Genomic DNA, 14,171 nt, shown 5'->3' with positions numbered 1-14,171 from the left:
TCTTACTTTTTGGTAATTCTGAAAAAGTCAAAATCTGCGTATCCACCTCTTGAAACTTTTGCGTCGCTCACGGAATAGATTCCGACTTTTGCGCCAATCCATTTTCCTGGTGTTGCCTGGAATTTCTGTCCTATATTTTCGAACTTCTTTCCGTCTTCGCTGTAGCTGAAGGTGCAGATTCCGTTTGGCTCATTGACATTGACTTTCAGATATGCTTCGTTTGATTTTAATTTGATTTCGTTCAGGATTTTCTCCTCGCCACCTTTCTCAGCTTTCCCGGCTTTTCTCAATTGAAGGTAATAGCCGTCCGGTTTGTTCGCAACCACAAGGGAAGCGTGGTCGGTTCCCATTACCAAAAGTCCCGCAACCTTGCCTTCCTTAGCATTTTCTGGGAACAATTTCACTTTGGTCGTGGCGACGAAATTTGGCGCAGGAAATTTCTGAGTCAACAAGTTTGAAACGTTCCAAAGATTCTTTTCGCCATCCGGAAGTTTCATTGAGAATAATCTCAAATAATCCTTGCCAGGAATTTTTGCAGACCAAACCACATTTTCGTTGGCGCTCCATTGCCATTGCAATCCAATCTTATCCTCATTGAACTCGTCTGATTCTGCTGGTGTTTCGATTGGAAAAGTCTTGCCTACATTTGGTTTTTTGTAGGTCAGAACTGGCTCTCCAATTCCGTTTTTGTCGGTATCGATTCCCATTACAGGCCAATCTTTTTCCCACTTCATCGGTTGCAGATGTACGATTCTTCCGCCGGCATCAACATCCTGAAAATGATAGAACCAATCTTCACCTTTCTGAGTATCCACCCAAGCGCCTTGGTGTGGACCATTGATAATTGACTTGCCTTGTTCCAAAACGATTTTTTCCTCGTAAGGACCATAAATATTTTTTGACCTCAAAACCAATTGCCAACCGGTTGCAACGCCACCAGCCGGCGCAAAAATATAATAATAGCCGTTTCTCTTGTGCATTTTTGGACCTTCCACAGTTGGATGCGCATCGTGACCGTCGAAAATGTGGATGCCTTTGTCCAGAACTTTGGTTCCTTCCGGATTCATTTTATTGATGGTCAAAATACTTTTCACGCCAGCTCTACTGCCTGCCCAACCGTGAACGAGATAGGCGTCGCCATTATCGTCCCAAAATGGACAAGAATCTATCAAGCCCTTACCTTCCATCACGAGAATTGGCTTTTCCCATTCGCCCAAAGGATTTTTGGTTTTAATCATATAAATCCCAAAATCTGGGTCGCCCCAATAAATATAGAATTCACCTTTGTGAAAACGGATGCTCGGCGCCCAAACAGCGTCGCCTCTTTTGGGTGTGCTGAAATGCTCTGCCGGTAAAACTTCTGGCAAAGCGTAATTCACCAATTTCCAATTAATCATATCCTTGGAATGAAGAATCGGCAATCCTGGTGCTTCATTGAAACTGGAGGCTGTCATATAATAATCGTCTCCAACGCGAATCACATCCGGATCCGAATAATCCGAGTACAAAACCGGATTTTTGTAGTTCCCGTTTCCTAAATCTGAAACCCAAACTTCCGAAACGTAAGGTTTTGTTTTCTGTGCATCCAATTGATTGATTGACAATGCAAACAATGAAAGGATGATATGTTTTTTGTTGATTTTCAAAATTTTATATTTAAATGAATAAAATTTCTCTCGCTGATTTTGCAAATTCTTCAGATTTTTATTATCGAATCGCTCGCAACCCGACTTGAGCGGATCCCGATGTGAAATCGGGAGGGAGCGGAAGGCGGATAAGTTGCCCTAAAAATTTTAATAAAATTCTATTTCTCTAATTCCAAACTTGCAAGGATGAATGGTCCAGTTCCTTTTGGATCGTTGGAACGGATTTCTTCGTTGACGTAATATTCGTAAGTTCCGCTTCTGTAAGGCGTTCCACCCAAACCTGCGACTGCACAGTTTTGATTTAGATTGACTGTTCCGTCTTTTTCCACAGAGATTAGATTTTTGATGATCCCGTCATAACCTTTCTTTGCAATGGTTTTGTAAGATGTTGGCAGATAGCCTTTTCTCGCACCTTTCGCAAATGTGTAAACAAACATAGACGATGCTGAAGCTTCAAGGTAATTTCCTTTCTCGCCACCTTTGTCCAATACTTGATACCAAAGTCCTGTTTTCGAATCCTGCACTTTTACCAAAGCTTCGGAATAGGAATTGAGATATGAAATCAATCTTGCTCTTCCAGGATGATTTTGAGGAAGGAAATCCAAAACATCTACGATCGCCATTCCGTACCAACCCATTGCTCTTCCCCAGAAATTGGGAGAAAGTCCGGTTTGTTTGTCTGCCCAAGCCTGCTCTTTGCTCTCGTCCCAGCCGTGGTACAACAATCCAGTTTTTGGATCTTTCAAATGTTTTTGAATCAAGTCAAACTGGTTGACAATATCGTCGTAAGCTTTTGTAGCAGTTTCACCTTTTTCAAAAATTTGAGTGTAGTTGGCGTAAAACGGTTCGCCCATATACAATCCGTCCAACCACATTTGGTGCGGGTAGATTTGCTTGTGCCAAAATCCGCCTTCTGAAGTTCTTGGGTGGTCGTTCAACTGAGACCTTAATAATTGTAAAGCTTTCAGATATTTTTCCTGCTTGTCCACAGAATAAAGATACAATAAGACGTTGCCGGAGTTCAGCATATCGATGTTATAATTTTTGACCTTATAGGTTTTGATGCTTCCATCTGCATTTACCATCTCTTCTGCATAACCCTTGATGTAATCAAAATATTCTTTCTTGCCGTTCTTTTTATAAAGTTCTTCGGCTCCTTTCAAAACCAATCCGTTTGGATAGCTCCACTTTGGTGTTTTGTGGAAATCCAGCATCCACGCATCGGGGAAACGTTTCATTTCGGAAAGCATCATTCTTTCTGACCAATTGAGGTTTGTTGGAATTGCTTTTCCGGTTGAAGTTTCGGTTGTAGCTTTTGGCGTAGTTGCAGTTTTGGTTTGCGCACAAGACAGGAACATTCCCGAAGCCAAAGCTGTGATCGATAATATTTTAAGTGTTTGGAATTTCATAACTCTAATTTTTATTTTTTTATTAGCCTTGTCAAGGTTTTTCTAAGAATTTTTTTCTTGCAGATTTTATTGATTTAGCAGATTAATTTCCTTAATCTATAACTTTCCGTCTTTGTCCAACAATTCTAACTTACTGTCCAAATCTTTGTAAAAATCAGCTTCTGTCTTAATCCCATTTGGTTCTTGAGACCACGCGCCCAGAAAGTAATACGATACATTTTTGTTTTTTTTGAAAACCACAACGTGCGTCGATTTTGTTTTCACATATTTATCAAAATTATCGATTGGATAGATAACTGCCATCCCAAGATTATCCTCTTTTCTTGCTAAAGTTTGCTGTCCGTAAGTCGCGATGTAAGCCCATTTTCCGTTTTTGCTCACCACTTGTTTAAACGGAATATCCTTGATTGCAACAATCCCAGTACACAAACCAGAAATGGTATTGCTCAATTCCAAATCAACTTTCACGAAACGGTCTTTGTTGAAAATCGTGAGTTTGGATTGCAGATCTACCGCGTCGCCCCAAGTTTTCCAACCTTTGTAATTGATGGTTGCAAAGGATTTATCGGCTTCGTTCGTTACTTTCACATCTGTATTTTTTACGATTTTGAAAGTTTCTACGAAGTCATTTTGCTCGTCATATCTTCCGTACGAACCAACGCCAATTGTACGACCGGATTTCAAAATATCCTGTCCCCACGGTGCATCGTGATGGTAAGACTCGAAGCCGTCTTGTCCAACTTCTGGTAAAACCAAAGTGGTCACTTTTTTACCAAAAATATCGGTAGCGTTTCTCCAATCTAGGTACAATCTGTAACACACTTGGTTGTTTTCCAAACCGATGCCTTCGTATCTGATGTAAGAAGAATGGTCTGTATGTTCAGCTGGAATAGAAAGTTCTGTGATATTTTTGAAAGTTCCGCCAACGTATTTGTTGCCTTCCCACTTTCCGCCGTGCTTCACTGATAATTCAGCGTAGGTGAAAGGTTTGCTTCCTTCTTTTTTGATTTTCTGAATCACATCGGTTTGGGCTGAACAGTTGATGAAACTTATCAGAATTCCTGAGTAGATGGATTTTAGAATGATGTTTTTCATTTTTAAATTTATTTTTTTGCGCGAAGTTTTTCCGCTCTCCAACCCTCTCCAACAGGAGGGGGAGTTTTTTGGACGCTTCTGATTTATTTCATTTTGAAATTCCAATTGTCTTGTCCTCCGAGGATGTTTTTGATGGAATATTCTTTAGCTTCTTTCTTTGATAATTGATGAGACCAGGAAACTCGTTTTTCAGAATTGGCTCCGATTCCTTTGGAATTGAATTCTCCGTAGAATGTGGTTTTCTCCGCATCTAGTTTGTTCCAATTGTGCCAACCTTCTGGTTTGATGACATCGCTGATTTCTGTATTTATGAAAACTGTTTTCGCAAATGGTCGCCAAGGTCTGCCGAGATAAACGGATTGAGATTTTGCATCGCCCGTGATTTTGCAATCGATAAAAACAAAACCAAACTTTTTACCTTCCGGGGTTGAAGCCGCGGTGAGATAAGTTGCAGATTCTTTCGCATAAATCTCGCAATTTTGGAAAACTGCCGTTGCTGCACCGAAAATAAAATCCGTGGTTCCCTCGATGTAACAGTTTTTGAAGTAATGTCTGATTTCTTTCGCTTTTGAAGGATCGTCTTGCTGACCTTTCAAATATAATGTGTCCTGAAATCCGAGAAATCTACAGTTTTCGAAAATCGCGCGGTCGCCAGTAATTAAAACTGCAACAGCTTGTCCGACTTTGCCAGCGTCATTTTGGAACGTGATATTTTTGGCTGAGAAATTATCTGAGAAAATAAAAATAGTGGAAGAACCAGTAGTTCCGAATTCTTTACCATCGGCATTTTTCTTTGAGGCATAATCATCATTTACGATAATCGTTTCTTTAAGACTTTCACCTTCAAAAGTGATCGGACCTTTGGTTGCCGGAACTGTGATCTTCTCTCTGTAAGTTCCTTTTTTGATAATAATTTTAGAAGTAGCTTGAAGTCCGTTTCCTACTGCATCAATCGCTTCTTGTACTGTTGTGAAATCTCCAGAACCGTCTTTTGCGACTGTATAAATTTTTTCAGAATCACGATTGATAATGCTGAAAGAATTGATACTCATCAAAACGAGAACGAAAGAAAAAAACAATAAAAAGTTTTTGATTTTGGACTGCTTCATTTTTAATTTCTAATTTTTTGTTTGCAATATTTAATAATGATTTGTAATAAATATTGTTTTAATTTCTAAGGTTTCAATGTCATTAAACTTTCATATTAAAAAGCTTAAAAAATATGAACCTTTTTTAAATATACAAGTTTTCACCCCGTTCGGGATGAAAACCTGTAATATTTAACATTTAAATAATGCGATCTGAAATCTACAGATTGACATTAAATTATGTAGGGTTATTTTTTGATAATTTTTTTGGTCACTGTACCTTTATCTGTTGTGATAGTCACGATATAGTTTCCTGTGTTAAGATTACTCAAATCAACTGAATCTCCTTTTACATCAACAATATTCTTAACTACATTTCCAGCAAAGCTGTAAACTTTCACGCTAAGAATTTTCTGTCCAGCAGTGTTGATTCTCAATACATCAGAAACTGGATTTGGATAAACAGACACTTGAGGTTTGTTGATATCACTTGTCGCCATATTTGCATAAGCTGTTTTGATGTAGAACAAGTTAGTCGTGTCACCTTTTGTGATAGCGTGTGTACCTGCTGGAACATTTGGAATTACAAGAACACCATTTGTTGCCGTGTAGTTTTCTCCGTTGAATTTTATTTTTTTGCTAAAATCTGCATCAAAAACTAAAGTTAAAGTAGATTCTTCTGTTGTTGTATAACTGATATTAGTAGAAGATTCCAATTTGATACGTTTTGTCAATGTCAATCCGTCGTAAGTTTGGGAACCATTTGTAGAGTTCATATTTCCAGTGATCGAATAGAATGTACTCTCTTTTCCAGAAACTGTAAAGTTGTGAATCTCACCACCACTTGCAGGAGGAGGTGTAGTTCCAACAGTAACAGAACCACTGATTGAGATTGATGCTCCTGATCCACCTGTTGTAGTTACTGAATAAGTAGTGCTTGCCGTAGGCGTTCCAGTGATAGTAGCTGTTTTAGCACTTGCATTTTTCACAACTGTAAGTCCATTTGCTGGTAATCCTGTAATTGCAACATCTGTTGCATCTCCACCCCAAGTAAATACGATCGGTGCGATTGCAACATTTTCTGCAACTGTTTGATCTTTGTTTCCAGAAGTATTTACCAATGTTTGGCTACTTGGAGCTTCTGCTTGAATATATACCAAAGAAGTTCCGTAAGCAGTAAGCAAAGCTTTAAGCGCTGGAATCACTGCATAAGATTTATCATCTACAGCATTGTCAAAAGTCCATTTGATGTCTCCACCTTGTACTCTACCAGCATAAACCTTAACCTTATCTCTGGCAACAGTTGGCTCTTCAACTACTAGATTTTTCACATATAGATCTGCATCTGTGTCAAAGTTGTTGTAAGTGTTAGCACCTCTGAAAGATTTCACTGTGTTTGGAACTTCCTCACCACGAGTTGTCGCTAAAAAAGCATCAAAATCTACAGTAGAACTGATTTTTCCAGGAATATTGAACTCAGGAGAAGGATCTCCATAAGCTACAAAACGCATAGAGTTGGTTGCGATGTCTGTATCAATTAAGTTGTTGAATGCTTTGATCATTCCACCATTTTCACCAGAGAATGTTCCTTGGTTGCCTGGATCGTTTTGTTGTTTTGATGGACTCCAAACGTCTGTTCCCTGCATAGAGATCATCATTGGATTTTTTGAGTTTCTGAAATAGTTGTTTTCTACAAAAAGAGAAGAACCCAAAGTAGAACCTGAACCATATTTCGAAACGCCGTCAAAATAGTTGTTGTAAATGTGAGCTGAGTAGTAACGAACTCTTGGATGTCTAGAGTCTGAATGATCAAACCAGTTGTGGTGGTACGTCACGTACAATCCTGCATTAGAACCTTCACTCAATCCTAGCAAACTTCCTTTTCCAGAATCCCAGAAGTGGTTGTAAGCGTAAGTTGCGAAAGTAGTTCCTTTGTTGTCCAATGCACCGTCACCTTTGATCTGATCTGCGTCGCTACCAGCGTTTCCGTAGAACAAGTCATTGTTGTGAGCCCAGATGTGTGTGTTATTTTGTTGCATCCCGATGTTGTCACCTTCACTACTATCGCAGTTTAGGAAACCAAGATTGTTGATCTGGATGTTTGTCGCATTTTTCACACGAATTCCCCATCCGTTTGCAGTAGCATCGTTTCCAACACCTTCTACAGTAATGTAGCTATTTGTATTGTTTTTATTTTCCAAAACAAGGTCTCCACCTTCCATCGTAGCGAAATCTGTGATATTCCCAACCAATCTGAAAATGAAAGGTCTGTTTTCATACCCTTTTTTGATTCCAGAAATAATGTTTTGGAATCCAACGTAGTTTGTTGTGTTTCCCTTATTGTTCGTTACAACATCAAAAGCAACAGTATTTTTGCTATTTTGAGTAATGTAAATAATAACTGCATTATCCTTAGGCGTTCCGTCTGCTTTGTAACCTCCAGGAACTCTTCCGTTTGCAAAAGCAAAACCGTTTCTGTCGTGAGGCAAAACTGTTAGTGTGCTTGTAGTGGCACCTTGCGCTTCTACTCCACCGATTACGGGATTCACAGAGATCGTGTAAGAACCACCTTTAAGTCCTAGAACATCAGCTCTGAAATATGAACCGTAGCTACGGATCAAATAGTCATCAATCTTTTTGTTTACAACACCTTCGCCGGAGTAGTAAACATTGTATCTTCCGGCACCTTCTACAGGTTGCCATTTTACGTAGGCAGTTTCCAGCCATCCACCCGACTCACCGAGTGTAACAGATTGTCCCGTCACCTGCGTGAAAGCAAGCAATAGGAAAACATAAAGTAATTTAATTTTATTCATCTAATTATATTTAATGAGTTAATTGTTTCAGGTAAAAAAATGTTTTAATTATTGTAATTAGTGTTTTCTTCTTCAGACCTTTTTCATTAACTAATTCGAAATAATAAGCGCGAATTTATTTTTTGATTAAAGACAACAAAGTCCTTAGAATCAGCTCTACCAGAGTATAAAACTCTGATAGAGTGAATCTTCAAAAAAAATTAAAAATATAAAAACTTAAAAATTCAATAGAATAGGAAACTGGTTCCTAGTAGCCGTAATCTTGTTTTAGATTATAGTTTGATAAGATGATATCATCATAGATTGGGAACAGCTCTTTTCTGTTTGCCTCAAAGTATTGGGCATATCCTTTAGCAGGATCATTGATGTAAGTTGCCGTCATTGCTGCTCTCCAGTTAGCTCTTACGTATCCAGTTGGTGTTTCTGCTACCGATGGCGTGTAGAAAACATCTGCTTTGCTCACACCTGCAGGAACGTAATAATCCATTGCTGCAATTTGAGCCGCTGCTGTTCTTGTTCTGTCGTAAGGCGACGCTTTGTAATAAATGTAAGAAGGAACATTTGCATATTTGCCAGAACCATTCAACAATAGTGAAAGGTTTTGTTTTGTCTCAGCAATCTTTGTTGCCAAAAGATTCCAACGGATCAAGTCATATTTTCTCAATCCTTCTCCACCAAATTCTAGCAATCTCTCTTGAACGATATAATTAAAGAATCCAGTTTTGTCCGTTGGGATACTTCCCGCCTGTCCAAGGTTTGCTGCATAAGCACGGTTTCTAACTTGTTGAACTGCATTAATTGCTTCTGCAGAAGGAGAACCATTCAACTCGTTGTCTGCCTCTGCAAACATAAGAAGTATGTCAGAATATCTGAACATTGGCCAGTCAATCGCAAGGTTTTGAGATGTTCCCGTAATATTAGTCCAAGATTTTCTGAATTTACCATCTGTAGATAAAACACCAGTTGTTGGAATTGCTTGATTACTTCCATTGATTTGAATCGAAGCCACAGTGATATCTCTTCTTCCATCAAACTTCCCGAACTCGTAGAAGTAAGTTGCGATAGCATTGATTCCACCACTACTCTGCCAAGAAGAAGCATTGTCGTGTCTCATTCCGTTATAGTATCCAATTTTACTGTCTGTTCTAGAGTTACCTCCAAATGCACCAGCAGCATAGATTACTTCGTGAGCCGCATCTTCTGTATTGTCATGCAATGCTCTGAAAACTGCTTCGAAATTAGCATTCAATCCATGATCCCCTTTTGTGATAATGTCTTTACATTCATCGTAAGCGATTTTGTAATAAACCTGTGGGTTTGACCCTTGAGCCATGATTCTTGGTTCTCTTCTAAGAGAGTAGCCAGCTCTGGCCAAGGCAATTCTTGCTCTAAGACCTTTCACAGCTGCTTTTGTAATTCTAGTATTGCTTCCTCCAGCTTCCGATCTCCAAGGAACCAATGTCGCTGCAGTTTCCAAATCAGCAAGCATTTGTTCGTAGATCACGTCTCTGTCTGTCTTTGGAAGATAAACTGACTCCAAATCTGAAGAAGGAACCAATTGCATTGGAACATCGCCCCAGTTCTTGATCAAGTCATAGTAGAATTGTGCTCTCAATGTGTAAGCTTCTCCTAGATATCTGTTCATCAAAGCTTTCTCTGAATTAGAACCTGTCTGGAAAACTTGAGACAAAGGAATATTTTTGATCACAAGATTTGCTCTTTCAATACCTGAATATAACTTAAGGAATGGTCTGTTAAGATCTGGATTTGAAGTACAAGCACCATAAGCACTAAGACCTCTTCTATCGTTACAGTTGAAATCTCCTGAAGTTTTGAAATCATCCCCTGATTGTGGATAATACAAGTTCAGTCTTTGTCCGTAGCCATCATCACCCATTACTTGGTTATAAACACCGATCAATGCTGTAAATGTGTCTGCCGTGCTGTCAAATTGTTGTTGTTCGTTTGAATTAGAAATATTTTCCGCATCCAAGAAATCTTCACAAGATGTGAATGTGAGGACTATTATTAAACAACTTAAAATCGAAATTAATCTGTTAAGTTTCATTTTTTTTGAATTAAAAAGTTATATCAACACCTGTTAGGAAAAATCTACTACGTGGGAATGCTGCATAGTCCACGTTTGGAGTAAGCGTACTTTTTCTAGTACTCACCTCTGGATCATATCCTGAATAACCGGTAATTGTAAATACGTTGTTGGCTGTTGCATAAAGTCTGAAGTTGGAAATTCCTAGCATCTTCAGCGCATCTTTTGGTAATGTGTAACCAAGTGTCACGTTGTTCAATCTCAAGAAAGATCCATCTTCGATTGCGTAAGAATGCAAGAAATAGTTTCCACCTGATGGCGTCCACATTGTTGTATTGGCGTTCAATGCTGCCAATGCGGTAGGGTCTGTAACTTTTACGCCATCATCACCAAACCATCTAAATCTGTCTGCCATATCTGCGAACATATTCTGATCCGTGTATTGGAATTTTGTCGTGAACTCCATTTTGTTGGCGTTGTAAACCTTGTTCCCAACAGAGAAGTTGAAGAACAAACTCATATCAAAACTTTTGTATTTGAAAGTCTGGTTGAAACCTCCATAAAACTTAGGCTGCGCATTTCCAAGTACAGTTTGATCTTTTGTATCAATCACTCCGTCACCATTGATATCTCTCAATTTCAAATCTCCTGGCTGTGCCGCTCTGTTTCCTAATGCAACGTTGGTTGTAGAAGGGATTCCATCTTTCAATTTGTAAGTATTGTTAGCAGGATTAAAATCAAAATCACTGACTTCATATCTGCCCTCAGTTACATAACCGTAGAACATCCCCACTGGCTGACCAACTTGAACTTTGAAATCGAACAAGTTATTCACCCATCCTGAAGGAACCAAGTAATAATCTGTTCCAGACTCTGTCAAAGATCCAAGGCTTTTGATCACATTCTGATTGTGTGCAACGTTGAAATCTGTTTTCCAAGTGAAGTTATCATTGCTAACAACAATAGCTCCTAAAGCTAATTCCAAACCTTTGTTTTGAGTTTTCCCAGAGTTTTGATATTGGAATTCATATCCAGAAGTCTGAGGAATTTTCGCTAATAACAATAGATCTTTTGTATCTGTGATGTAACCATCGATAGATCCATAAACTTTGTTATTGAATAATGAGAAATCAATACCAGCATTGCTAGAAACAGTTGCCTCCCACTTGATGTTAGGATTTGCCATAATGTTTCCTGGTGCAGATCCTGTGATGATTCCTGTTCCACCTGTATAACCAAAATCAGTTGATGGACTGTAGAAAGTATCATACAAGAATGGCGTGATTCTATCATTTCCAGACTGTCCGTAACCCAAACGAAGTTTTAAGTCGTTTACAATTCTAGAATCTTTCAAGAAATCTTCTTCTCCTACTTTCCATGCCAATGAAGCTGATGGGAAGTTTGCCCATCTGTTGTTTGGACCAAAAGAGTTGGATCCATCTCTTCTCACAGAGACAGTAGCAATATATTTGTTGTTATAAATATAATTTGCTCTTGCGAAGAACGATGCCAATCTACCAACAGTAGTTGTAGTTGCTGGCGCATCCTGAATCATCCCTGCTGGTGGCATTGCTAACTGAATGTTTGCGAAAGCCTGAGCCGGAGTCAAAGATGTTGGCAACCATTTTACGTTTAGGTTCAATCTGTCACCATCTGTTTGAACGATCTCTTGTCCTAGCAAGAAGTCCATTTTGTGATTACCAATTTTCTTTTTGTAATTTAATGTATTGGTATTCGTGATTCTTCTTGTTTGTGTGTTGGTCAATTGTACCACAGACATATCTGCGTTGGTTCTTGACAAATATGTTTTCGGACCTGAAAACTGCTGAAGTTCCTGATCATTCTGAACATATCCAATTACACTTTTGAAAGTTAAGTCCTTAACGATGTTATAGGTAATAACACCATTCAAGAACAAGTTGTCTGTATTGTTGTATCTGATCTCGTTGTTTGACAACAATACCGGATTTACCAAGTTAGTTGCTGCGAAATCATCAGTATCAAACTCGTCAGAACCAGCTCCAGTACTCAATCCATTTTCGAAAGGTCTGTATCTGATCACGTTTCTAAGTCTATTTGTACTTTGAGAACCTGTAGATGCTGTTCCGGCACCGTTGATGAAGGTTTGGCTATATCTTGCCGTCAATCCAACTTTTAATTTTTTGCTAATGTCAAAATCATATTTGAAGTTGGCCATATTTCTTTTGAAACCGGAATTGATCATAATCCCATCTTCTTCCACGTGGTTCAAAGATAATGTGAACGCAGAAGTTGCAGTACCACCAGAGATGTTCAAGTTGTGTGTAAAGTTAAAGGCTTCTTTTCCGAAAACTTCTTCTTGCCAGTCTCTTGTTTGGATGGTTTTGTATTGATCGATCTCAGAATAAGGACCGTAAAGCGTTACAAATTTGTCCATCAAATCCTGATAACCATCTCTGTTGTACAACTCGTATTGGTACTGTACAAAATCGTACGGGCTCATCACGTCCAAAGTTTTCGCAATGGTTCTGATCCCGGTGTACCCGTTATAGTTAACTGTTGTTTTAGTATTTTTTCTACCACTTTTTGTTGTGATTAGAACTACTCCATTCGCACCTCTCGCTCCATAGATGGAAGTTGAAGAAGCATCTTTCAAAACTTCGATAGATTCTATTTCTTTTGGAGAAATCAGTGTCAATGCATTATCCATTTGGATACCATCTACGATGTACAATGGTGCATTGTCCTGCGTGATGGATGTTCCACCTCTTACTTTGATTTCCGGATCAGAACCTGGAGAACCTTCTCCGAAAGTCACCTGAACTCCCGCCATTCTACCTTGGATTGCTTCTGCCGCACTGTTCACAGGCATATCTGCCAACTGCTCACCTTTTACAGATGAGATAGAATTGGTAATGTCTTTTTTAGAAACAGTCGTATATCCTACTAACACAACTTCATCAATAGCATTTTCCTTTTGAGAGTCTCCTTTGGATAATGTGACATTGATTCTAGTTTGCCCATTCACGCCAACTTCCTGCTCTTCAAATCCTCTTGAACGAATAACAAGTGTTGCATTTTTCGGTACGTTTAGCTCATAGTTACCTGCATTGTTCGTCATTGTAGAGAATTTAGAATTCTTTACCGTAACTTCAACTCCTTGCAAAGGTTTGCTTTGATCCGAAGTAATCTTTCCGGAAACCTTGACCAACTCTTGAGCTAATCCAAATGCCGGCAATAAAAAGACAGATGCGATCGTCGTTTTTATAAAAGCGCTTTGGATACCTAGTTTTAAACCACTCATAGATACTTTTTAGTTTTATAATTAGTAATAATTTTTTTCTTTATATATAGTATCATGAAATCTGACAAATAAAATGCAATCGATTGCACTTGATTTTTTTAAGATTTCTTAACTCGACTAAACTAAGATTATTTTCTAATTGGCAACTAAAAAATTTATTTTTTTTATTAATATTCCTGTAACATTATAAAACATAATGTGTTCTTTAAAAACACAAATAACTAATAATCAGTTATTTATATGTTAATTTTAATTAAACAAAATCTTTCAAAAGTTAATTAATTAACATATTTTAACATCTCGAAAGAATGATTTAAATCACAAATTGTCTTAATAATATCGATTTTAATTAACCAAAAATTAACTTAACAATCCCAATTTTGGGAAATCACATTTTTTTTCTGTCAAAAAGTACATTTTTTGCTCAAATGATAAATCAGTCATTAAAAATAATTAATACAAATCATAAACAGCTGTAAATCAGAATTTTAATCAATAAAATTAATATCAATATTGCTTCCTTGAAATCTGAGCAACAAAATGACAAAATTTGCACAGATGATACTTTTTAGGTTAATTTAAATTAGGATTAATGACTTCAAAACCAACAAAAAACCATGCATATCAACATATAAATAATTGAAAATCAATATTATAAAATTTAATTCAATTTTTTGTTTCCCAGTTGAAATTTATATTTATATTTACAAAAATTATTTCCCGTGCCAATCAATGCAAATATCTATGCAATCGATTACACAGAATTAATAAATAGTTCATATTACAC

7 protein-coding genes are annotated in these 14,171 nt (G+C 37.9%); all 7 read right to left on the bottom strand.

The window, feature by feature from the left end; genetic code table 11:
* Nucleotides 1-2: 2 nt before the first annotated feature.
* Nucleotides 3-1,640, bottom strand: a complete 1,638-nt coding sequence (locus IO90_RS06325) for a glycoside hydrolase 43 family protein (protein ID WP_117596586.1) — start codon at nucleotides 1,638-1,640, stop codon at nucleotides 3-5.
* A 164-nt stretch (nucleotides 1,641-1,804) separates the two neighbouring features.
* Nucleotides 1,805-3,055, bottom strand: coding sequence for a glycoside hydrolase family 105 protein (locus tag IO90_RS06320; RefSeq protein WP_034965065.1), 1,251 nt, complete (start codon nucleotides 3,053-3,055; stop codon nucleotides 1,805-1,807).
* A 96-nt stretch (nucleotides 3,056-3,151) separates the two neighbouring features.
* Complete coding sequence (locus tag IO90_RS06315; RefSeq protein ID WP_034965063.1) at nucleotides 3,152-4,150, bottom strand: DUF4861 family protein; 999 nt, start codon at nucleotides 4,148-4,150, stop codon at nucleotides 3,152-3,154.
* An 83-nt stretch (nucleotides 4,151-4,233) separates the two neighbouring features.
* A complete protein-coding gene (locus IO90_RS06310; RefSeq protein WP_034965061.1) occupies nucleotides 4,234-5,259 on the bottom strand; it encodes a pectinesterase family protein in 1,026 nt (341 codons plus the stop codon).
* A gap of 227 nt (nucleotides 5,260-5,486) precedes the next feature.
* Nucleotides 5,487-8,054, bottom strand: coding sequence for a T9SS type A sorting domain-containing protein (locus tag IO90_RS06305; RefSeq protein ID WP_034965060.1), 2,568 nt, complete (start codon nucleotides 8,052-8,054; stop codon nucleotides 5,487-5,489).
* Between the two features lie 247 nt (nucleotides 8,055-8,301).
* Nucleotides 8,302-10,122, bottom strand: coding sequence for a RagB/SusD family nutrient uptake outer membrane protein (locus tag IO90_RS06300; protein WP_034965058.1), 1,821 nt, complete (start codon nucleotides 10,120-10,122; stop codon nucleotides 8,302-8,304).
* Between the two features lie 10 nt (nucleotides 10,123-10,132).
* Nucleotides 10,133-13,384, bottom strand: coding sequence for a SusC/RagA family TonB-linked outer membrane protein (locus IO90_RS06295; RefSeq protein ID WP_076768769.1), 3,252 nt, complete (start codon nucleotides 13,382-13,384; stop codon nucleotides 10,133-10,135).
* Nucleotides 13,385-14,171: the final 787 nt, after the last annotated feature.

This window comes from Chryseobacterium sp. FH1 (genome assembly GCF_000735135.1).
Classification (GTDB): Bacteria; Bacteroidota; Bacteroidia; order Flavobacteriales; family Weeksellaceae; genus Epilithonimonas.
This window is presented reverse-complemented; position numbering and strand designations above follow the sequence as displayed.

Bases quoted from the DNA above. Each gene is read 5' to 3' on its own strand.
- IO90_RS06310 (WP_034965061.1), bottom strand. From the start codon at position 5,259: ATGAAGCAGTCCAAAATCAAAAACTTTTTATTGTTTTTTTCTTTCGTT.
- IO90_RS06320 (WP_034965065.1), bottom strand. From the start codon at position 3,055: ATGAAATTCCAAACACTTAAAATATTATCGATCACAGCTTTGGCTTCG.
- IO90_RS06305 (WP_034965060.1), bottom strand. From the start codon at position 8,054: ATGAATAAAATTAAATTACTTTATGTTTTCCTATTGCTTGCTTTCACG.
- IO90_RS06300 (WP_034965058.1), bottom strand. From the start codon at position 10,122: ATGAAACTTAACAGATTAATTTCGATTTTAAGTTGTTTAATAATAGTC.
- IO90_RS06295 (WP_076768769.1), bottom strand. From the start codon at position 13,384: ATGAGTGGTTTAAAACTAGGTATCCAAAGCGCTTTTATAAAAACGACG.
- IO90_RS06315 (WP_034965063.1), bottom strand. From the start codon at position 4,150: ATGAAAAACATCATTCTAAAATCCATCTACTCAGGAATTCTGATAAGT.